Source organism: Streptomyces sp. Ru73 (assembly GCF_002920575.1).
GTDB lineage: Bacteria > Actinomycetota > Actinomycetes > Streptomycetales > Streptomycetaceae > Streptomyces.
In genome coordinates this window covers 27042-48906 of sequence record NZ_PQSQ01000017.1, presented here as the reverse complement: position 1 = coordinate 48906, position 21865 = coordinate 27042, and the positions used below count along the sequence as shown (strand labels likewise).

General features: G+C 71.9%; 15 protein-coding genes. 4 read left to right on the top strand and 11 right to left on the bottom strand.

Annotated features, from left to right (window positions below):
- Positions 1-27 precede the first annotated feature (27 nt).
- Positions 28-1293 (bottom strand): GTP-binding protein, encoded by a 1266-nt coding sequence (locus C3486_RS10835; RefSeq protein WP_103832410.1) that lies wholly within the window; start codon positions 1291-1293, stop codon positions 28-30.
- 823 nt (positions 1294-2116) lie between these two features.
- Between C3486_RS10835 and C3486_RS10830 the strand changes: the two genes are divergently transcribed.
- The 3 genes from C3486_RS10830 (at position 2117) to C3486_RS10820 (ending at position 5809) form a co-directional block, all read left to right on the top strand.
- The gene (locus C3486_RS10830; RefSeq protein ID WP_103832409.1) at positions 2117-3172 is read left to right on the top strand and encodes a sucrase ferredoxin; all 1056 of its coding nucleotides are present in this window, start codon (positions 2117-2119) and stop codon (positions 3170-3172) included.
- 238 nt (positions 3173-3410) lie between these two features.
- On the top strand, positions 3411-5138 hold the full coding sequence (locus tag C3486_RS10825) for a sensor histidine kinase (protein WP_103832408.1): 1728 nt from the start codon (positions 3411-3413) through the stop codon (positions 5136-5138).
- The gene (locus C3486_RS10820; protein WP_103832407.1) at positions 5135-5809 is read left to right on the top strand and encodes a response regulator; all 675 of its coding nucleotides are present in this window, start codon (positions 5135-5137) and stop codon (positions 5807-5809) included. The genes C3486_RS10825 and C3486_RS10820 overlap by 4 nt, the downstream gene beginning before the upstream one ends.
- Positions 5810-6007: 198 nt before the next feature.
- Here the strand turns inward: C3486_RS10820 and C3486_RS10815 are convergent, their stop codons facing one another.
- The 6 genes from C3486_RS10815 to C3486_RS10790 all read right to left on the bottom strand — a co-directional run bounded on the left by C3486_RS10815 (position 6008) and on the right by C3486_RS10790 (position 13091).
- Positions 6008-7630, bottom strand: a complete 1623-nt coding sequence (locus C3486_RS10815; protein ID WP_103832455.1) for a cation acetate symporter — start codon at positions 7628-7630, stop codon at positions 6008-6010.
- Positions 7631-7689: 59 nt separating this feature from the next.
- On the bottom strand, positions 7690-8265 hold the full coding sequence (locus C3486_RS10810; protein WP_103832406.1) for a DUF485 domain-containing protein: 576 nt from the start codon (positions 8263-8265) through the stop codon (positions 7690-7692).
- 168 nt (positions 8266-8433) lie between these two features.
- Entirely contained in the window at positions 8434-9120 is a 687-nt protein-coding gene (locus tag C3486_RS10805; RefSeq protein ID WP_258052701.1) for a response regulator transcription factor, read from the bottom strand.
- Positions 9099-10220, bottom strand: coding sequence for a sensor histidine kinase (locus tag C3486_RS10800; protein WP_103832454.1), 1122 nt, complete (start codon positions 10218-10220; stop codon positions 9099-9101). Before C3486_RS10800 ends, C3486_RS10805 begins: the two co-directional genes overlap by 22 nt.
- A gap of 107 nt (positions 10221-10327) precedes the next feature.
- A complete protein-coding gene (locus C3486_RS10795; protein WP_103832404.1) occupies positions 10328-10819 on the bottom strand; it encodes a DUF1453 domain-containing protein in 492 nt (163 codons plus the stop codon).
- A 151-nt stretch (positions 10820-10970) separates the two neighbouring features.
- Positions 10971-13091: a type IIA DNA topoisomerase subunit B gene (locus C3486_RS10790; RefSeq protein ID WP_103832403.1), complete on the bottom strand. Its 2121-nt coding sequence runs from the start codon at positions 13089-13091 to the stop codon at positions 10971-10973.
- A gap of 467 nt (positions 13092-13558) precedes the next feature.
- Between C3486_RS10790 and C3486_RS10785 the strand changes: the two genes are divergently transcribed.
- Positions 13559-13789, top strand: coding sequence for a hypothetical protein (locus tag C3486_RS10785; protein ID WP_006602664.1), 231 nt, complete (start codon positions 13559-13561; stop codon positions 13787-13789).
- A gap of 250 nt (positions 13790-14039) precedes the next feature.
- Here the strand turns inward: C3486_RS10785 and C3486_RS10780 are convergent, their stop codons facing one another.
- The 4 genes from C3486_RS10780 to C3486_RS10765 all read right to left on the bottom strand — a co-directional run bounded on the left by C3486_RS10780 (position 14040) and on the right by C3486_RS10765 (position 21469).
- On the bottom strand, positions 14040-14858 hold the full coding sequence (locus C3486_RS10780) for a serine protease (RefSeq protein WP_103832402.1): 819 nt from the start codon (positions 14856-14858) through the stop codon (positions 14040-14042).
- 137 nt (positions 14859-14995) lie between these two features.
- Positions 14996-16573 carry an RNA polymerase sigma factor gene (locus C3486_RS10775; RefSeq protein WP_103832401.1) on the bottom strand — a complete coding sequence of 526 codons (1578 nt, stop codon included), beginning with the start codon at positions 16571-16573 and terminating at the stop codon, positions 14996-14998.
- Positions 16574-17511: 938 nt separating this feature from the next.
- Positions 17512-18483, bottom strand: a complete 972-nt coding sequence (locus C3486_RS10770) for a FadR/GntR family transcriptional regulator (protein WP_103832400.1) — start codon at positions 18481-18483, stop codon at positions 17512-17514.
- Positions 18484-18835: 352 nt separating this feature from the next.
- Positions 18836-21469: an ATP-binding cassette domain-containing protein gene (locus tag C3486_RS10765; RefSeq protein ID WP_103832399.1), complete on the bottom strand. Its 2634-nt coding sequence runs from the start codon at positions 21467-21469 to the stop codon at positions 18836-18838.
- Between the last annotated feature and the right edge of the window lie 396 nt (positions 21470-21865).

Here is a 21865-nt window from a genome sequence, read left to right as displayed (position 1 = left end):
CCTGTGCCGGGCTACTGCCCGTCCGCTTCAGACCCCAGTCCCGTCCGGTTCCTCGGGCTCCTCCGGTTCCTCGGCCGCCTCCGGTTCCTCGATCTCTTCCGGTTCCTCGTTGGAGGCGGTGGACGGTACGTACCTCAGCACGCCCCACATCGAGTGCGGGTCGGTCTCCTCGGGCGTGGTGTCCCGGCAGCCGTCCAGTTCCTTGCGCAGCGCCGGCGCATCGATCCCCGACCCGATGAGCACCAGCTGCGTCAGCCGCTCCTCCCCCGGCTCCCACTCACCGGGGTAGAACCGCAGGAACCCGCCCACCGCGTGCACCGTGAACTTCTGTCCACTGCCCGCCACCCCGAAATGCACGAACCCCTTGATGCGGTACAGCCCCGCGGGCCGCGCGTCCAGGAACTCCATCAGCCGCCGCGGATGCATCGGCTCGGCCGAGGTGAACTCGACGGTTTCGTAGGCGGAGTGCATGTGGTGCCGGTGCTGGTGCCGGTGGTCCTGCTCGTGCTCGTGCTCGTGCTCGTGCTCGTTGCAGCGTTCGCTGCTGTGGCCGGTCGCGGCAGCGCCGCCGAGGGCTCCGGGTCGGGCTTCGGCTGCGTCGCCGGTACCGGCGGCTTCCTCCGCGGCGCACTCCTCGTACTCGACTTCCTCCCGCAGCAGGTCCTCGAAGGAGAGCTGCCCCTCGGACACTCCCTCCCGAGGCCGCCGCTCGAAGAGCAGCCCCGGATCAACCCGCCCGTACGCGGCGGGCACCACGGGCGTACCGGGCGCCAACTCGCCCAGCGTCCCCAACAGCTCCGTGCGCCGCTCGTCATCGATCCGGTCGGCCTTGTTCAGAACGACCAGGTCCGCGATGCCGAGGTGCCGGTCCAGCTCCGGGTGGCGGGCCCGGGTGTTCTCGAACTCCGCCCCGTCGACCACCTCGACCAGCCCGCCGTACACGATCCGGTCGCTCTCGCTGGCCAGGATCATCCGGATCAGCTCCTGCGGCTCGGCGAGACCGCTGGCTTCGATGACGATGACGTCGATACGGGACGACGGCCGCGCCAACCGCTCCAGGTACTCATCCAGCTCACTGGTGTCGACCGCGCAGCAGAGGCACCCGTTCCCCAGCGAGACCATCGAGTCGACCTGGCCCGCGACCAGCATCGCGTCGATCTCGATGGCGCCGAAGTCGTTGACGACCGCCCCGATCCGGGTGCCCCCGCTCCGGCTCAGCAGGTGGTTGAGCAGGGTCGTCTTCCCGGACCCCAGAAACCCGGCAAGCACAACGACCGGAATCTGCGGCGCCACGGGCTCCCCGACGACGGGGGCCGTGGTGTGTTCCGCGCCCGGAACGGCCGGGGGCTGCGTACTGCTACTGGTCAAGGGGGCGCCTCCAGAAGATCAGGGGGTGAGGTGGGTGAAGTGGGTCCGGTGTCCGCTGCACGCGCTCGGTCCGCCGTACCCGACGAGGCCACCGTCACGGCCTGCCGGACTCGCCCCCAAGACGAACGCCGACCAAGCCGCACCCTGACCAAGCCGCACCCTGACCAAGCCGCACGCCGACCAAGCCGCACGCCGACCAAGCCGCACGCCGACCAAGCCGTACGCCGACCGAGACGTACGCCGGCCAAGACACACGCCGACCGACACGCACGCCGACCAACACGCACGCCGGCGAGACGTACGCAGACCGACCATGGCGGGCCCGAACCGGTCGACGGCCAATCACCGGCCGAGCGCACCGCAGCCCGCCCGGCCAGAACGACCTCCGAACCTGCCAAGGGCTGGTCCTGCGAGCGCGTCCTGCGAGCCCGTCACCCGCCCAGGATATTGGCCCCGCGGCCGCCTCTCGCTGCTCCCCCAATTCCGCTCAAGGCGCCCCGATGTCTCACCCCCTCCTCCGGGGGCCCTCCCCCCCACCCCACCCCACCCCACCCGCTCCGTCCCTCCCCCTCCCCGCCGCCCCATCACCCCCACCCCACCCATCACCCATCACCCATACGGCGGTACGCAGTCATCCGGCGTCGCGAATCGGCCTCCAGGCTCGACAACTGTGGTTCCGGCGGCGGGCATCGGCCATTGCCGTCCCGGCGTGCTTCGGGGATGCGGTACTCAGGTTAGGGTCACCTATGTGAGTACCTGCGCAACCGCCTCTCGTATGGCGGCCGAACCCCTGGCCGGTACGGCGGCCACCGCCCGTACCTGGCTGCTCGTCGAGCAGAGCGGCCCCTGGGGCGCCCAGGCACTCACCGACAGCCATCTCGATCCGGCCGTCGGCCGCGCCCTGGAAGCCGCCTCCGCCGACACCGGCGTACGTGTCGCCCTGATTCGCCGACCCGGCCGGCACGCCGACCATCGGGCCGGCGCCCCGCGCCGCATCTTCCTCGCCCACACCGCGCCCGGCCGCTCCTGGATCCGCACCACGCTCATCGCCGACCCCGCCGCGCTCCTCGACCTGGACTTCGCGGCGCTGGGCGCGGGCGAGCACGGTGGGCTCTGGGAGGCGCACGCGGGCCGGCCGCCGGTCCTCGTGTGCACCAACGGCAAGCGTGACCGTTGCTGTGCTGTGCTCGGCCGGCCGCTCGCCGCTGACCTGGCGGCGGACGGTATGGAGGCGTGGGAGGTCACGCATATCGGCGGCCACCGCTTCTCGCCGACGCTCTTCGTGCTGCCGTACGGATACGCGTACGGCCGGGCGGAGGCGCCGCTCGTGAAGGATGCGGTCGTGGCCGCGCGCGAGGGCCGTGTGGTCGTCGACCACTGCCGCGGGCGCTCGACCTGGGACCGTCCGGCGCAGGCCGCGGATCTGGCGGTCCGCGAGCTCATCGGCGAGGAGCGCGCCGACGCGCTCGACGTCGCCGGCACGGAAGCCCTCCCGGTCGCGGGAGACGCTTCCCCTTCCTGGGCCGTCACGGTGACGCACAGCGACGGCCGCTCGTGGCGGGTCACCGTCGACCAGTGCGCCGGGGACGCCGCCACCCCGGCCAGCTGTGGAGCCGCCCTGGCTCCGCCGACGTACATGTCCGTCACGGACATCGCTGACCTCACTGTCCTCACCCCCGTTGTCGGTCCTGCTCTTGGTCCTGCCCCTGCTGCTGGTCCTTCTCCCGGCGCTGGTCCTGCTGCTGGTTCCGCTCCTGGTCCTGCTCTCGGTCCCGTCACCGGCCCTGCCGCCCGTGCGCGCTGAGCCACACGCCGGCGGCGACTGCCCAGCCGGGTGCTGGGAAGTGCCCTGCGCGTGCCGAGCTACTTGCTCGATCACTCGCTGTGACGACAACTGAAGGTTAGGGCGTTTCCGCCCGGGCGTGGTGGGCCTGTGGATAACTTTCGCGGGGGCCTCGCCGCCGGGTGTCCGGCGCGGTCGGCGGCGCGGCCCGGCCCCCGCAATTACCCGGCTCCCGTCGCCCGGCTTACTGTTCGTTCATATGGGCGACAGAGGCGACGAGAGAGCGGGCGTGCCCGCCACGGCCGGTGAGCCGCGGAGCGGCGGCCGGGCGCGGTTGCGGCTGCGCTGGCCCCGCCGGGTCTTCGCGCAGGTGCTGCTGGTGCAGCTGGCCATCGCCGCGGGCGTCACCGCGCTGGCGACCGGTCTCTTCCTCGCTCCGCTCAGCGCGCAGCTGGACGACCAGGCCATGCGCCGGGCCCTGGCCATTGCCCAGACCACTGCCGCGCAGCCGCAGCTGGACGAGGCTCTGGCGGCCTCGCGCCCGTCCCCCGGCGGCCCGGTGCAGTCGGTGGCCGAGCGGATTCGGCGGGCGACCGGTGCCGAGTACGTCGTGGTCATGGATGAGCACGGCGTGCGCTGGTCGCACACGGACCCGCGGGAGATCGGCCGGCACGTCTCGACCGACCCGAGTGCCGCCCTCTCCGGGCGGGAGGTCATGCAGATCGACGAGGGCACGCTCGGCCGCTCGGCACGCGGCAAGGTCCCGCTGCGGGACGATCATGGCCGCATCGTGGGCGCCGTGTCCGTCGGCATCGCGTACGAGAGTGTGCAGCAGCGGCTGCTGTCGACCGTGCCGGATCTGCTGGCGTACGCGGGCGGGGCGCTCGCGGTGGGCGCGCTGGCCGCGTACCTCGTCGCGCGCAGGCTGCAGCGTCGCACCCATGACCTGGCGTTTTCCGACATCTCCGCGCTGCTGGCCGAGCGGGAGGCGATGCTGCACGGCATCCGTGAGGGATTCGTCGCGCTGGACGGGCACGGGCGCATCCGGCTGATGAACGACGAGGCGCAGCGGCTGCTGGACCTGCGTGCGGAGGACACCGGGCGCCCCCTGGAGTCGGTGCTGCCGCCGGGGCGTACGACGGATGTGCTGGTCGGCCGGGCTTCGGGGGCCGATCTGCTCACGGTCAGTGGGCAGCGGGTCCTCGTGGCGAACCGGATGCCGACGGGTGACGGTGGCGCCGTGGTCACGTTGCGGGACCGTACGGAGCTGGAGCGGCTGGGGCGTGAGCTGGACGGTACGCGGGGGCTGATCGACGCGTTGCGCGCGCAGGACCATGAGCACGCGAACCGGCTGCACACGCTCCTCGGGTTGCTCGAACTGGGGCTGTACGAGGAGGCGGTGGAGTTCGTGACGCAGGCGGTCGGCGTGCACCGGGCCACGGCGGAGCAGGTCACGGAGCGGGTGCACGATCCGCTGCTGGCGGCGTTGCTGGTGGGCAAGGCGACGGTGGCGACCGAGCGCGGGGTTTCGCTGAGCATCGCGCCGACGACGCGGTTGCCGGACCGGGTGGTGGATCCGCACGGTCTGGTGACGGTGGTCGGCAATCTGGTCGACAACGCGCTGGACGCGGCGGCCGGTGAGCGGGACGGGCAGGTCGAGGTGGAGGTGCGGGCCGAGGGCCGCACGGCGATCGTGCGGGTGAGTGACAACGGTCCGGGTGTGCCGCGGGAGCGGCGTCAGGAGATCTTCACGGAGGGCTGGACGACGAAGGAGCCGCCGGCGCACGGGCAGCGGGGCATCGGGCTGGTCCTCGTGCGGCGGCTGGCCGAGCGTTACGGGGGCGGTGCCGAGGTGGACGAGCGTCCGGGCGGCGGGGCGCGGTTCACGGTCACGCTCCCCGACGCGCTCGCGGACGCCCTGTCGGAGACGCATGGCTCCGACGCGGACGGGGAATCCCTGCCGGACCCCTTGGGAGGCGCACGATGATCGACGTGCTCGTCGTCGACGACGACGTCCGGGTGGCCGGGATCAATGCCGCGTACGTCACGAAGATCGCCGGTTTCCGGGTCGTGGCGCAGGCGCACAGTGCGGCGGAGGCGCTGGCGGTGCTGGAGGGCACGCCCGTCGATCTGGTCCTGCTGGATCACTACCTTCCCGACGAGACGGGGCTGCAGCTGGTGGCGCGGCTGCGGCAGCGCGGCCTGCACACGGACGTGATCATGGTGACGGCGGCGCGTGACGTCGCCACGGTGCGGGCCGCGATGCGGCACGGGGCGCTGCAGTATCTGGTGAAGCCGTTCACGTTCGCGGGGCTGCGGTCGAAGCTCGAGGGGTACGCCGCGTTGCGCCGTACCTTCGAGGACGGCGGGCAGGCCGAGCAGTCCGAGGTGGACCGGATCTTCGGGGCGCTGGGCGGTGCCAACGCCGGGCCGGCCGAGCTGCCCAAGGGGCATTCGACGGCGACGGCGGACCGGGTGCGGTCCGTGCTGCGGTCCGCCGACAGTGCGCTGTCCGCCCAGGAGGTGGCCCGGCAGGCGGGGCTCAGCCGGCAGACCGCGCAGCGGTATCTGAAGCTGCTGGAGCGTGCCGGGCGGGTCCGGCTGACGCTCCGGTACGGCGAGACGGGCCGCCCGGAGCATCGGTACGACTGGGTCTGAGGCGGCCGGTCGTCGACCTGCAGAGGAGCGGGCCCCGAGGCCCGGACGGCGGGCCGCCCTCGGGGGCCGAGTCACGCAGCGCCCTCAGGGCCCCGGCCCGGAGCCCCTCGAGAGGCCGAGCCCCGAGCTCCTTGAGGGGGCCGGGCCCCGCCGCCCCTCAAGCAAGCCCCCTCAAGCATCCACCTCGATCAAGCCCCCTCAGGCCGCCCCCGCCCCCGTGAGCGCCCGCACCTCGGTTTCCGCGTGGCGGGCCGCGGCGTCCGGGGCCTGCGCTGAGGTGACCGTGCCGAGCCAGCCGGAGAGGAAGCCCAGGGGGATGGAGACGATGCCCGGGTTCTCCAGGGGGAAGAGCTGGAAGTCCAGGTGGGGGAAGATCGCCGCGGGGTTTCCCGAGACGACCGGGGAGAGCGCCACGAGGGCGAGTGCGGGCAGCAGCCCTCCGTAGACGGACCAGACGGCTCCCCTGGTGGTGAAGCGGCGCCAGAAGAGGGCGTAGAGGAGTACGGGGAGGTTGGCCGAGGCGGCGACGGCGAAGGCGAGGCCGACGAGGAAGGCCACGTTGAGGTTCTGGGCGAGGAGGGCGAGGGCGATGGCGCCCGCTCCGACCAGGGCGGCGGCGAGCCGGGCGACGGCGACCTCGCGGAAGCCGCCTGTCCGGCCGTGAGAGGCCGTGCCGGGCTCCGGGGGTACCGCTGGGCGTCCGGCGCGACGGTTGCGCCGCAGGGCGCCGTACAGGTCGTGGGCGACCGAGGCGGACGAGGCCAGGGTGATGCCGGCGACGACGGCGAGGATGGTGGCGAAGGCGATGGCCGCGACGACGGCGAAGAGGATCGTTCCACCGGTGGAGTCGGGGCCGCCGCCCAGGTCGAGCGCGAGGAGCGGCACGGCGGTGTTGCCGGCCGGGTTGGCGGCCCGTACGGCGCCGGTCCCGAGGACGGCGGCGGCGCCGAAGCCGAGCACGATGGTCATCAGGTAGAAGCTGCCGATCAGGCCGATCGACCAGACGACGGACCGGCGGGCGGCGCGGGCCGTGGGCACGGTGTAGAAGCGGGACAGGATGTGCGGCAGCCCTGCTGTCCCGAGGACGAGGGCGAGACCGAGGCTGAGGAAGTCCAGCCGGGCGGCCCAGCTGCCGCCGTACTTGAGGCCCGGTGCGAGGAAGTCGGTGCCGTGGCCGCTGCGCTGCGCGGCCGTCGTGAGCAGCGTGCCGAGGTTTCCGTGGAAGCGGGTCAGCACGAGTGCGGTGAGGGCGATGGCGCCGCCCATGAGGAGCACGGCCTTGATGATCTGGATCCAGGTGGTGGCCCGCATGCCGCCGAAGATCACGTAAATGACCATGAGGGCGCCGACGCCGATGACGGTCCAGGTGCGGGCCGTGTGCCCGGTGCCGCCGAGCAGGAGGGCGACGAGGCTGCCGGCGCCGACCATCTGGGCGACGAGGTAGAGCAGGGAGACGGTGACGGAGGAGGCGCCGGCGGCGATGCGTACGGGGCGGCGGCGCATACGGGAGGCGACGACGTCGGCGAGGGTGTAGCGGCCGCAGTTGCGGACCAGTTCGGCGACCAGGAAGAGGACCAGGAGCCAGGCGACGAGGAAGCCGACGGAGTAGAGCAGGCCGTCGTACCCGAAGAGGGCGATCAGGCCGGAGATGCCGAGGAAGGAGGCGGCCGACATGTAGTCACCGGCGATGGCGAAACCGTTCTCCATGGGGGAGAACAGCCTCCCGCCCGCGTAGAACTCCTCTGCCGAGCCGTGTCTGCGGCGGCCGGCCCACGCCGTGACCGCGAGGGTCACGGCGACGAAGACGCTGAAGAGGACCATGGCCAGGAGGTGGTGGTCCTCGGTCGCCGCGGGAGCGGCGAGGACGGTCGAGCGGCTGATCAACGGACGTTTCCCCTCGTCATCTCCTGGGTCTCCCAGCGCAGGTCGAGCGCGGCGCGGTCCCGGCGCAGCCGGGCGTGCCGGGCGTAGGCCCAGGTGAGCAGGAAGGTCGTGACGAACTGTCCGAGCCCGGCGAGCATGGCGACATTGAGTGGGCCCAGCACCTGGCGCGCCATCAGCCCGGGTGCGGTGACGGCGGCGATGACGTAGGCCAGGTACCAGGTGAGGAACAGGAGGCTGGCGGGGACGACGAAGCTGCGGTAGCGGCGGCGTACTTCCTGGAAGGCGGCGCTGCGCTGGACGGCGAGGTAGACGTCGGCGTCGGTGGGGGCGCCGGGCGCCTGAGGGGCGCCGTTGCGCTGCGCCGGAAGGCCGGGCCAGGCGAGCTCGGGGGCGTCGTCCGTCACCGGCTCCGTGCCGCCCGTGTGCGTGTCCGCGGCCGGCTCCTGCGGCTGCGTCTCCTCCGTGTCCTCCGGTCCGGCCGCTCCCTGGGTGCCCCGTACGGAGGCGGGGGCGTCGTACCAGGGGTCGTCGAGCCGTACGGCTCCGGCCGGGCGGCCGTCGTGCTTCTCCACCGGGCATCTCCTTGATCCGCGGCCTGTCTGGCCGTGGGCCCAAGGATGGACAGACTCGGTGGTTCCCGGACATCCATTGCGAATCCTTCACCCCATCAGGTGACGGACCAACTGGGATGTTTCACAGCCGTGTTGAGCACTTATACGGGCCCGCGACAGGCTTGCGGGTCACCTCGGGGGCTGCGCGATGCCGTGCCGGTAGGCGTAGTGGATCGCCTGTGCCCGGTCGCGGAGCCCCGCCTTGGCGAAGAGGTTGTTGATGTGGGTCTTCACCGTGGCGGTGGAGACGTGCAGCCGGCGGGCGATCTCGGGGTTGGAGAGCCCCTCGGCGACCAGCGTGAGCACTTCGGTCTCGCGGGCGGTGAGCCCGTCGGGCGGCTCCGGCGCGACCTCCGGGGCGGGCGGCGGTACGGGGCTCCCGGCGAACCGTTCCAGCAGCCGTCGCTGCACCTGGGGCGAGAGCCCCGCGTGCCCCGACATGACGTCCTCGACGGCCCGCACGATCTCGTCACCGTCGGCGTCCTTCGTGAGGTACCCGCGGGCACCGGCCTGAAGGGCGGGGAAGAGCGACTCGTCGTCGGCGTACGTGGTGAGCACGACGACCTGGGTGGCGGGGTGCTGCTCCCTGATGCGGCGCGTCGCCTCCACGCCGTCGCAGCGCGGCATCCGCAGGTCCATCAGGACGACGTCCGGGGACAGTTCGGCGGTCAGCCGGACCGCCTCGTCACCGTCGGCCGCCGAGCCGACGACCTCGATGCCGGGCAGCAGCCCGAGCAGCATCACGATGCCCTCGCGCACCACGGTCTGGTCGTCGGCGACCACGACGCGCGCACTCACACCGGTACTCGCAGCCACACCAGGAAACCTCCCTCGTCGGGACCGGACTCCAGCGTCCCGCCGAGCAGTTCGGCGCGCTCCCGCATCCCCCGCAGACCGTATCCGGAGCCGCTGGCCGCCAGTTCACCGGGCACGCCGCGGCCCCCGTGGTCGCGCACCCGCAGCCCCACCTCGTCCGCCGCGTACTCCAGGCGCAGCTCCACGCGCGCCCCGGGGGCGTGCTTGCGGACGTTGGTCAGCGCCTCCTGGGCGACCCTGCGCACCGCGAGGCCGGCCTCCGGGGGCAGCGTGCGGCTCTCCCCCACCACGTCCAGCCGGGCGCCCTCCGTGGCGGCCAGCTCGCGCAGGAACGCCTCCACGGGTGCCATGTCGCCGCGCAGCGCGGACAGGGCCTCCCGGGTGCCGTCCAGGCCCTCGCGGGCCATCTTGCGGGCCGCCGTCACCCGTTCGAGCAGCTGTGTACGGGAACCCTCCAGGTCGGGGCTGCGTTCGATGAGCAGACGGGCGGCTTCCAGGTGCACGAGCTGGGCGCTGAGGCTGTGCGCGAGTACGTCGTGGATCTCGCGGGCGATCCGGCCGCGCTCGGCCAGCGCCGCCGATTCGGCCTCGGCGGCCCGGGCCTCGGCCTCGGCGGCGCGCGCCGCACGCTCCTGGGCCAGGAGGCGCTGGGCGCCGCCGCGCGCCTCGGCGTCCAGCCGGAGCGTGTAGCCGGCGAGGGCCAGCCCGCCGGTGGCGAGCGCCGTGGCCCACAGTCCGTCGCCGTTGAGCAGGGCGAACGCGGCGAGGGCCACGGCGGTGCAGGGGACCGCCGCGGCCAGCGGGAGGCGTTCGAGCGCGGTGACGGCGCAGGCGCACCACAGGACGACGGCGGGGACGGTCAGCCCCGCCTCGTGGAAGCCGAAGGCCGTGGCCTCCATGAAGAGCAGCAGGGCCACGGAGGGCCACAGCAGGTGCCGGAGGGTGGCCCGGAAGAAGGCCCAGAAGGCGGCGCCGGCGACGAGGACGCCGGCCGCGCCGGCGGGCACGACCCAGCCGTGCAGGTCGCGGTCGGTGGCCGCGCTCCACAGCAGCGCGCCCAGCACGACGAGGCGGATGAGCCGGCCGAGCCGGCGGCGCATGGGGCTGACGCCCGCGTGGGAGAGGGCTTCGCGCAGCGGCCAGCGCGTCCAGGAGCGCGGCGACGTGGGCAGCGGCACGGATGGGCGCTCCTGTTCCTCGTGGGGGCTCACCTGGGGGCAGCAACACCGTACGACGGGCTGAGCGTCCCGGCCCGCCAGGCCAGGGCGCCGGTCTGGGCGAGCAGCAGGGCCGCGACGGTGAGGGTGGTGGCCTGGGCGTTCAGGTGGACGCCCAGGAGGGTGCCGATGCCGAGGAGGGCGAGGCGTACGGCGATGCCCGTGGCCCAGACGGCGGCCGTGACGCCGCGTCCCTTGGCCCAGACCGTGCCGTCCGGGCCGGTCCACAGGCGCATGGTCCAGGCGGTGCCGGCGCCCGTGACGAGGCCGGCGGCGATGCCTGCGCCGAGGAGGACCGCGGAGACGGCCTGGTGCGCGGGGTCCAGGAGCGCGCCGTCGGACCGGCTGATGGCGACGTAGCCCAGGACGGCGGGCAGCACCCACCACCTGCGGTCGCTGCTGACCTTCCGGGCGCCGAACTGCCGGACGACGACGAGGGCGGCGACCGCCGCGATGACGAGGATTTCGGGCACGCCGCCCATGGCTGGGGCCTCCGTTTCGGGGGACGATTTCGACGCTTTCCACGCTAGGAACGCGTGGCGGCGTGCGGATCGGCCCGCGGGTGGGACCCGGGTGGAGATGCGGCGCGGGCCGTCCACCCGTGGGTGGACGGCCCGCGCGCGGCAGTCGGGATCAGGTGTCGATGCGCGAGAGGTCCAGGGACGCGGCGGAGCTGCTGATGAACTCCTTGCGCGGCGCGACCTCGTTGCCCATGAGCAGGTCGAAGGCCTTTTCGGCGGCCTCCAGGTCGCTGATGTTGATCCGGCGCAGGGTGCGGTGGCGGGGGTCCATCGTGGTCTCGGCGAGCTGGTCGGCGTCCATCTCGCCCAGGCCCTTGTAGCGCTGGATGCTGTCCTTGAAACGGATGTTCTTGCGCTGGAGTTCCAGCAGGGTCTGCCGCAGCTCGTTGTCCGAGTACGTGTAGATGTACTTGTCCTGGCCCTTCTTGGGGTTGATCAGCTCCACGCGGTGCAGCGGCGGCACGGCGGAGAAGACCCGGCCCTGTTCGATCATCGGGCGCATGTACCGCTGGAAGAGCGTGAGCAGCAGGGTACGGATGTGGGCGCCGTCGACATCGGCGTCGGCGAGGAAAATGACCTTGCCGTAGCGGGCCGCGTCGATGTCGAAGGTGCGGCCCGAGCCGGCTCCTATCACCTGGATGATCGCGCCGCACTCGGCGTTCTTCAGCATGTCCGAGACCGAGGACTTCTGGACGTTGAGGATCTTGCCGCGGATGGGCAGCAGCGCCTGGAACTCGGAATTGCGGGCGAGCTTGGCGGTACCGAGCGCGGAGTCCCCCTCGACGATGAACAGCTCGCTGCGGTCCACGTCGTCGCTGCGGCAGTCGGCCAGCTTGGCGGGGAGCGAGGAGGACTCCAGCGCGGTCTTCCTGCGCTGCGCCTCCTTGTGCTGCCGGGCCGCGATGCGCGTACGGGCGGCCGCGACGGCCTTCTCCAGGACCGCGCGGGCCTGCGCCTTCGCGTCGCGCTTGGTGGAGGTCAGGAACGCCTTGAGCTCCTTGGCGACCACGTTGGCGACGATGCGGTTGGCGGCCGAGGTGCCGAGCACCTCCTTGGTCTGGCCCTCGAACTGCGGCTCGGCCAGCCGTACGGTGACGACCGCCGTGAGCCCTTCGAGGGCGTCGTCCTTGACGATGTCGTCCTCGGCGACGCGCAGCAGCTTGGCGGAGCGCAGCGCCTCATTGACCGTCTTGGTCACGGAGCGTTCGAAGCCGGTGACGTGGGTGCCGCCCTTCGGGGTGGCGATGATGTTCACGAACGACTTGATGGTCGTGTCGTACCCGGTGCCCCAGCGCAGCGCGATGTCCACGCCGAGCTCACGCGTGACCTCGGTGGGCGTCATGTGGCCGCGGTCGTCCAGGACGGGCACCGTCTCCTTGAAGGTGCCCTGCCCCGAGAGGCGCAGCACGTCGCAGACGGCCTTGTCCTGGGCGAGGTACTCGCAGAACTCGCTGATGCCGCCGTCGTAGTGGAAGGTCTCCTCGGTCGGCCCCTCGCCGTCGAGGCCGCGCTCGTCCCGTACGACAAGGGTGAGGCCGGGCACGAGGAAGGCGGTCTGGCGGGCGCGGGCGTGCAGCGTCTCCAGGGAGAGCCGGGCGTCCTTGAGGAAGATCTGGCGGTCGGCCCAGTAGCGCACGCGGGTGCCCGTACGGGTCTTCGGGATGCGCTTGCCCTTGATGAGGCCGCCGGTGGGGTCGAACGGGGCATCGGGGCCCGACTCGGTGAAGATGCCGGGGACGCCGCGCCGGAAGCTGATGGAGTGGGTCTTGCTGTTGCGGTCGACCTCGACGTCCAGGCGGGCGGAGAGGGCGTTGACCACGGAGGCGCCGACGCCGTGCAGACCGCCGGAGGCGGCGTAGGAGCCGCCACCGAACTTGCCGCCCGCGTGCAGCTTGGTCATGACGACCTCAACGCCGCTGAGGCCGGTTTTGGGCTCGACATCGACGGGGATGCCGCGCCCGTTGTCCTTGACCTCGACGGAGCCGTCGTCGTGCAGGACCACCTCGATGCGGTCGCAGTAGCCGCCCAGCGCCTCGTCGACGGAGTTGTCGATGATTTCCCACAGGCAGTGCATCAGGCCACGGCTGTCGGTGGAGCCGATGTACATGCCGGGGCGCTTGCGGACGGCCTCCAGGCCCTCCAGGACGAGGAGATGCCGCGCGGTGTAGTTGGATCCGTCCCGGTCTGCCCCGGTCAGCACGGCGGTGGACGGCACGGACATCTCGGCGGTCACGCGGTTCGCTCCTCGCTGAATTTCTGGTGGCCCGCGTTCCGCGGACCCTGGTGTGGCAGTGTCGCCGGTCAGAGGGTACCGAGGCCCGGTAGAGCCGGTGTGACGCCACCCGTAAGCGGGCCCATGCTAGTCGATTTTCGCTCGTACGTTCTATTCCCCGTGTGGGTGACGTGAACATCACGTTCCCTTCGAGGCATGAACCATTTAGGCTCCGGGCACGTCCTCATCAACAGCCGGCAACCAGTCGGCGAGGACGAAGGCCCGCGCCGGCAGCCGGTCGGCGAGGACACAGCCCGACCGACACCGTGAATCAGACCACCACGCAATACGGCTCATTCGCCGCCACCCGGCAGCACCCGGCCACCTCGGAAAAAAATTTTCGAGGAAAAGCCACGAGCGGGAACGTTTTCGGCCTGGTTGGATGTTGACCCTGGTACGACAGCTCGTCGAGCTAGAGAAGAGGCGACGTGACTACTGTTCTGACCCCCGCGAGCCCGCTGACGGCCGCTGACCGCTGCGACCGCTGCGGCGCACAGGCATACCTGCGCGTCGTCCTGATGTCCGGCGGCGAACTGCTCTTCTGCGCCCACCACGGTCGCAAGTTCGAGCCAGAACTCAAGAAGATCGCCGCGGAGATACAGGACGAGACGGAGCGGCTGACCGCCTCTCCGGCGTCCGCGTCCGAAGAGGAACGCTGACACATCGCACCGACGACGAGCGAGTAACGGCCACGAGCCGTGCGCGGGCGGTTCCCCCGGTCCTCACCGGGAGACCGCCCGCACTCGTACTCGCTCCCGCCGGCTCCGCCGCTTTCCGGCGTCCGCGGCCCCCTCAGGAGGCCGCGCCGCCCACCCGGCCCCTTTCCCCACCAAGGGCCTCACGGGCCCGCACGCGGCCCTCCAGCCGCTCCCCCGGCCCGCTCCCGCCCCGCGGCCCAGAAGGCCGCCCTCATCCTCCGTGGGCCAGCACCGCCTGCTTCGCGGCCGACACCCGCGTGTAGACACCCGGCTTGCCCGGCTCACCACAGCCGGTGCCCCACGACACCAGACCCACCAGCCGGCCGTTCGCCACGAGCGGACCGCCGCTGTCCCCCTGGCACGCGTCGTGCCCGCCCTGCTCCGTCCCCGCGCACAGCATCGACGCCGGGTCGTACGTACCGTCCACGCTCTTCGGGTACGCCCGCCGACAGGACGAGTCCCGCATGACCTGCACCTGCGCCGCGCGCAGCACCGACGAGTACGTACCGTTGCCGGTCGTGTCCCCCCAGCCGTAGACCGTCGCCGGCGTGCCCGGCCGATACGACGGGTCGTACGTGCCCGCCATCGACAGCGCCTGCCCGGGAGCCGTCCCGCGCAGCTTCACCACGGCGAAGTCACCGGCATTCGTCGTCGCGTCGTACCCGGGATTGATCCAGACCTTGCGGGTCGCCATCTCCCGGCCCGTACGGCCGCGCAGGTCCGTACGCCCGACGATCACCCGCAGGTCCTTCACCGCGTCCGGCGACGCGCCGAGAACGTCCCTGCCCATGCAGTGCGCCGCCGTGAGCACCGTCGAAGGACCCACCAGCACGCCGCCGCAGAACTGCCCGGAGCGCTCGTCCCCGAAGCGGTCACGGCTCGCCAGCGCCACGACCCACGGGCTGGACGAAGCCTGCACCTGCCGTCCCCCGACGATGACGCTGTCGGCGGCCGCTGGTCCCGGCACGCCGAGCGCGGCCGGCGCGATGGCGGCGAGAACCGTGATGACAGCGCGGGTGCGGATGCGCATACCGACTCCTGACTCTGGGGGAGCTTTCGTACACCCAGAGTGAGCCAGTGCGCCGTTCGCCGCACCCCGGACACGCCGGGGGCCCGGCCGCTCCACCACCGGAGCGACCGGGCCCTCATGCCGTCTGACCTGCGACGTCAGTCGAGGTAGTCGCGCAGCACCTGCGAACGCGAGGGGTGCCGCAGCTTCGACATCGTCTTGGATTCGATCTGCCGGATACGCTCACGCGTGACGCCGTAGACCTTGCCGATCTCGTCCAGCGTCTTGGGCTGGCCGTCGGTGAGGCCGAAGCGCATCGAAACGACGCCCGCCTCACGCTCCGAGAGCGTGTCAAGGACCGAGTGGAGCTGTTCCTGCAGAAGAGTGAAGCTGACCGCGTCGGCCGGCACCACGGCCTCGGAGTCCTCGATGAGGTCACCGAACTCGCTGTCACCGTCCTCGCCCAGCGGCGTGTGCAGCGAGATGGGCTCGCGGCCGTACTTCTGGACCTCGATGACCTTCTCCGGGGTCATGTCCAGCTCCTTGGCCAGCTCCTCCGGAGTGGGCTCGCGGCCCAGGTCCTGGAGCATCTGGCGCTGCACACGGGCGAGCTTGTTGATGACCTCGACCATGTGGACAGGGATACGGATCGTACGCGCCTGGTCGGCCATGGCGCGGGTGATCGCCTGGCGGATCCACCACGTCGCGTACGTGGAGAACTTGTAGCCCTTGGTGTAGTCGAACTTCTCGACGGCGCGGATCAGACCGAGGTTGCCCTCCTGGATCAGGTCCAGGAAGAGCATGCCGCGGCCGGTGTAGCGCTTGGCCAGCGAGACCACGAGGCGGAGGTTGGCCTCCAGCAGGTGGTTCTTGGCGCGGCGGCCGTCCTCGGCGATGATCTCCAGCTCGCGCTTCAGCTTCGGCGCGAGCTTGTCGGAGTTGGCCAGCTTGTCCTCGGCGAACAGACCGGCCTCGATGCGCTTGGCGAGCTCGACCTCCTGCTCGGCGTTGAGCAGCGGGACCTTACCGATCTGCTTGAGGTAGTCCTTGACCGGGTCGGCGGTGGCACCGGCCGCCGCGACCTGCTGCGCGGGGGCGTCGTCCTCGTCCTCGTCCGAGAGGACGAAGCCCGCGGCCTCGGCACCCTCGGCCGGCTCGGGCGCGTCGCCCTTGCCCGGCGCCGCGGGGGTCTCCTCGACGGTGTCCTCTTCGAGGAGCTCGTCGACGGCGTCCTTCTTGGCTGCCTTCTTCGCCGTGGTCTTCTTCGCGGCCGTCTTCTTGGCCGTGGCCTTCTTCGCGGTGGCCTTCTTGGCCGCCGCCTTCTTCGCCGGGGCGGGATCGGCCTCGGCCCCGGGGCCGTCCGCAGCCGCTGCCGCGGCCAGGGGCATGGCCGGGGCTGCCGCGGTGGTCTTCTTCACCGCGGCCGTCTTGGCCGCGACGGTCTTGGTGGCGGTGCGCTTTGCCGGACTCTTCGCTGCGACGCTCTTGCGGGTGCGCTTGGGCGCCTCTGCGGCACTGACCATCAGCGTCACACCCTCCTCGTCGAGGATCTGGTTGAGGCTGCGCAGAACGTTCTTCCACTGGGTTGGCGGAATCTGGTCAGCCTCGAAGGCCCGACGCACGTCATCGCCGGCGATCTGCCCATCAGCCTTTCCCCGCTCGATGAGCGCCATCACAGACTCGGACTCGGCGATCTCCGGCGGGAGCGTACGGGATGTGCTGGCCGACACGAACAACCTCTCGGAACGATGGAAACGGCTTCCGACCCCGTCCACTGTGGACCGGAGCCGACGACCGTCGACGGGGGTGGGCCGACGGCGCAAGGGCAACCAGGGAGTTGGACAGCGCCGCGAACGGTCGCCGTATTCCCTCCTCGGCTATCACCTCTTAAGTCATCGCGCTTCCCCGCAGAGCGTTACGCCCAATCCGCGTGGCCCGAGTCACACCCCATAACGCCGCATTTTGCGCGATCTGGGGGCGTACTGGCGGGAAGGGGGCGAGAGACGGAGCCTCGGCTGCCCTGCGGGCCCCGGGAGGAGCGAGGGGAGCACCGGACGGCCGTCCGGTGCCGGTACGTTTCGCCACGCCGACGGCCGCGCAGGCGGCACGGCCGGACAGGCGGCCGCCCCGCGCGGAGACGTACGGGTGACGTACGGCTTGGGCGACCGCCCCAGTGGGTCGGACGAGCCCTTGGGTGTACGGGCCCCGGGCTCGTGCGGACCCTGGGCGCTCCACAGGGGCCCTGGCCACGTACGGACACCGGCCACGTACGCGGCCATCCTTCTTCTCTCTGCTTCGCTGTTCGCTTCTTCTGTGCTCTTCTTTGCACTTCTTTGTTCGTCTTGCGTGCGGCGCATGGCGGGGCCCGCAGGGTGGCGATGGCGCGGCGTCCCGGTCCCGCGGTCGGACGCCCTCGTGGCCGGGCGGCCGGTGACCGGGCGCCTGACGGCCCTCATCGCGGAGGCGGGCTGCCTCCGCCGAGGACGGCCGGTCGGGCGTGGTCACGGCGTACGGTTTCTGCTGGATGTGGACCCCGGGGTTCCGGAGACGGGCCCGGGGCGTACGGGGACGTGACCGCGGACCGTACGGGAGCGTGACCGCGGGCCATACGGAGGCGTGACCGCGAAGCGAGGGTGGCGGCGCGGCCTTCGGAGCCGCCTCGCGCAGGGCCTCTTCAGTGCTCGCGCGGTCCGGGCACCACGTGGTCCACCGCGCCGGCGCCGGGCGCGCCCGCCTCGCCGTCCGTCGCGAGCAGCTGCCGCATCGCGACCTCCGCGCCGGCCGCGTCGCCCGCGCCGATCGCGTCGACGATCTTCATGTGCTGGCCGACGGACGTCTCGACGGGGTGCTCGCACCCGAGGGCCGAGCCGCCGGAGACCTGGAGGGCGGCGGCGACGATGCCGGAGAGGTGCTCCAGCATGCGGTTGCCGGTGAGCTGGAGGAGCAGCGAGTGGAACTCGGCGTCCGCGCGGGCGAAGGTCAGGGAGTCGCCCTGGGCCGCCGAGTGGCCCATGATCTCGACCATGTCGGCGAGGCGCTGCTGCACGTCCTCACGGCCGTGGCCCGCGGCCAGCCGCGCGGCGAGGGGCTCGATCGTCCAGCGCAGCTCGCACAGCTCGCGGCGCTGGTCGTCGCGCTGGGGGCCGTACGCCCGCCACTCGATGATGTCGGGGTCGAGGAGGTTCCAGTCGCTGACCGGGCGGACGCGGGTGCCGACGTTCGGGCGCGCGCTGACGAGGCCCTTGGCCTCCAGGACGCGCAGCGACTCGCGGACGACGGTGCGGGAGACCTCGAAGCGCTGGCCGATCTCTTCGGGTACGAGCGGACGGTCGGCCCCGAGATCGCCGGAGACGATCATCTGGCCGAGCTGCTGGACCAGTTGGCCGTGCAGGCCACGGCCGCGGCTGCCGGCGGCACGGCGGCCGACCCGGCCCAGCTCGCTTTCGTGGCCGTCCCACGCGGGAGCCACGCGTTCGGTGCGCTCGCTGCCGACGGCGTCGGCGTAGGGGTAGCGGTCGAGCTCGCCCGGGCCGGTGAGGCCGGAGTCGGCGGGGCGAGTCGCGGTCATCATGGTGTGCGCAAGGGTACTCACGCATCCTTTGTCGGCGACGTGCCGGAGCGCCTTGAGGTCTTTGGTGAAAAGCACACGAAAGGGTGATCGCCCATCACCCTACAATTGACGCTTTATCGGAAGGAACCAGACGCTTTGCGCGGCGCGGTGGACAGTTCGCGCGGCACACGACGTGAGAAGTGCTGATCCCTCACCTGTGCTTCACCCGTTCTGCGACGGTCCGATCGTGCCGTTCACCTCGCCTTTTGCTGTGGTCTTGGCCAGTTGGGGGGCCTCGGTCCTTGAATGCGCCGGGAACTTGAGCGCGTCTGAGGACTTGAGCCCGCCGGAGACGTGTCCGGACCTTCTCGAGCACCTTCGGGGTCTTGCTGTTCGTGGCCTTTCCGCTGTCTGCGTTCTTTCCTGCGGGCGCTGCTTTCCCTCACTCTCAACGTCCGCTCCGGCGCAAGGCAGTCAGGGCATATGCGCACAGCAGAGCGGCGAGCGAAAGCGCCATCGCGCCGACCACCGGCTGTGCCGCGAGGCGCCAGGTGGCGTCCGTCAGCTCCTCGGCCCCGGACGGCCACCGCACGGCTGCCGTCGACTGCACCCTGGCCGGGAACCCGACCATCGAGCGGGTCGTCGGATCGCTCAACAATCCCTGCAGGAGCGGAACCACGGCGACGGGTACGGCAAGTACGCAAGCCAGCCCCATGGCCGTAGAGCGGAAGATTCCCGCCGCGAGGAGGCCCGCCCACGCCGACCCCACGAGCAGCGCACACCAACCGAGCACCAGCACCGGCCAGTCGGCGACCGCCGGCAACGCCTGCACACCAAAGACGTAGCCGACGGTGAGCCCGTCGAGGGAGGCCGTAAGAGCGGCCAGCACGAGCGCGATCACCCCGCTGACCAGGAGCTTGGCGCCGAGCAGCCGCAACCGGCGGGGTACGGAACCCTGTTCGGGAGCGAGCGCCGGGTAACGGAACTCCTGCCCGAAGGCGAGCGCCCCGATCAGCCCGGCCCCCACCGCCGCGGGCGGGAACGGCAGCCGGTTCGGCCAGCCCGCCAGCGCGCGTGCCGCCGACACGTCGCCGCCGCGCGCGAGCACCCATGCCAGGGCGAGCGACACCACCAGTACGAGCAGCCCGACGCCCATGGCCGTACGGTCACTGGCCGCTCGCCGCACCTCGTAACGCACCGGCCACACGGGCCCGGGAGCCGGCAACCGCGGCAGCAGCAGCCGCGTGGCCTGCACCTTGCCGCGCGCGCTCGCGGAGGGGCGCGGTGCACGGGGGGATGCGAGGGGGACCGCTGTGCCGTGGGGCGGGGTGTCGTGGGGGGAGGTGTCGTGGGGCGGGGGGCCGGTTGGGGAGGCGGGCTGTTCGTCGGCCGAGGCAGCGGTCGGGCCGACGGTCGCTTCGCCGCGACGGCGTTCGTTCGGCTTGCGGGGCGGCCTCGCGGTCGGCTTTGCGGGCGGGGTGCCGATGCTGTCGTCGGCCGATACGACCGGAAGTTCGAGGGTCGTGGTGAGTTCGCTGCCCCGCTCCGCCACCGAGAGAACACGCCCGGACGCGGTAACGCCCCTGCCCCCGCCCTGAAGACCACCGACTCGCGCCACGCCTTCCGTACCCGTGGAATCCGAGATGAGAGCACAGTGCCCGCCGGCGTCCTTGCGCACCAGCTCACCGGCGTGCCTGCGTTCCCGCTTCGCCTTCCACGGCTCGGTTTCGGCTTCGGTGTCGGTGTCGGTGTCGACACCTGTATCGGCAGAGGGCTCGACGTGAGCGCGTGCCCCGACAGCTTCGGCAGGCTCGCCGACGTCAAACTGCGCCCCTGCGTACGCCTCTACGCTCTCGGCGTTCTCGACGCTCTGAACGTCCCTCTGGACGCCGCTTTGAACGTCCCTCTGAACGTTGGCGTTCTCCGCCTGGTCGTCCCCGTACTCGTGCTCGTACTTGTGCTCGTACTCGTGCTCGTACTCGTGCTCGTGCTTGTCTGAGTAGGGCTCGTACGCGGCCGGGTACGGCTCGTACGCGTCATCCTCGCCCGCCGTCCCGGCGTACCGTGCGTCGCTCTTCTCGTACTCCCCCTCTTCCTTCCCGGCCTCCGCCGGCACCACTGCCGCATGCCCCGTCGTCAGCCGGGCGGCCGTCCGGCCGTCCGCCCGGTTCAGCGGGATGACCGGCCTGGCGTCCCCCACCTCGTCCGCGAGCTGGTGCACCAGAATCCCGTGCCGAAACGCCGCATCGCCCACCAACGCACAGCTGCTCCCGTACACGGCGATGCGATTGCCGCTCTCCCGTACGACCTCCAGCGCCTGTTCGGCGCGCGGATCGACGGCCGGGTCCGCGCGCTGCCACTCGTCGATGAGGATCGCCGCCAGCCGGTCGGCGTGCGGCGACCGCACGCTGACGCGCGGCCGCAGCCGGGTGTGCGCGAAGTCCTCGGCATCCTGGTCGGCGACCAGCCGGCCGTCCTCGATGGTGACGATCCGGTCGGCCAGCCGGGTGGCCGCCTTGGCGTCCGATGCCGTGACCAGCACGCTCCCACCCTGCGCCGCGAAGCCCCGCAACAGCCCGTGCAGCCATGCCGCCTCGCGCGGTGGCACCCCGTCGGAGGGTTCGTCGAGGAGCAGCGTGTGCGGGTCGCCGAGCAGGGCGGCCGCCATGCCGAGCCGGCGGTCCATGCCGCGGGAGAACTCGCCCAGCCGCTGGTCCGCCAGGCCGCTGAGGCCGACGACCTCAAGTACGTCTTCGGCGCGCTCCGGCGGGACCCCCGCCGCCGCGGTGAGCATCCGCAGATGCGACCGGGCAGTGCGGGCGGGGTGGCCGGGTACGTCGCCGAGCAGCACCCCCACCTCGCGCGCCGGGTTCGGCAGCCGGTGCAGGGGGTGGCCGCGGAAGAGCGTGATGCCCCGTCCGCGCTCCATGCGGAGCATCAGCCGCAGAGCCGTCGTCTTGCCCGCGCCTCGGGTACCGAGGAGGGCGGTGACCTTGCCGGCCGGCGCCTCGAAGGTCAGGTCGTCGACGGCGGGCGGCAGGCCGCGGCGGGCCTCGCTGGTCAGTCCGACAGCCTGGATCATCGCGCGCCCCGCTCGACACTCGGCCGCCCGTCGCCTGCACAGACCGACACGGGCCCGGAAACCGACGCCGGACCGGAAAGCCACGCGGGACCGGAAGCCGGCGTGAGGCCGGAAGCCGGCGCGGGGCCGGAGCTCGGCGTGGGACCGGAGGTCGAGAAGGCTCGGGCGGACGGCGGGACCGATGCGGACGATGCGAGCGCTGCGGGGACTGAAGGACTCACCCCGCCACGTTAACGCGCAATGTCCTTTTTGCCCGCAATGTCGAGCCCGGGGTGCCGTCGTGTCCTTGGGACGGGGAGGGCAGGCAGGCTCGGGATGGACGGGTGGGCTTTGAGGCGGACGGGACTTCGAAGGGAAGTTCAGGGGGCGAGACTCGAGGGGCGCGGGGCATGGGGG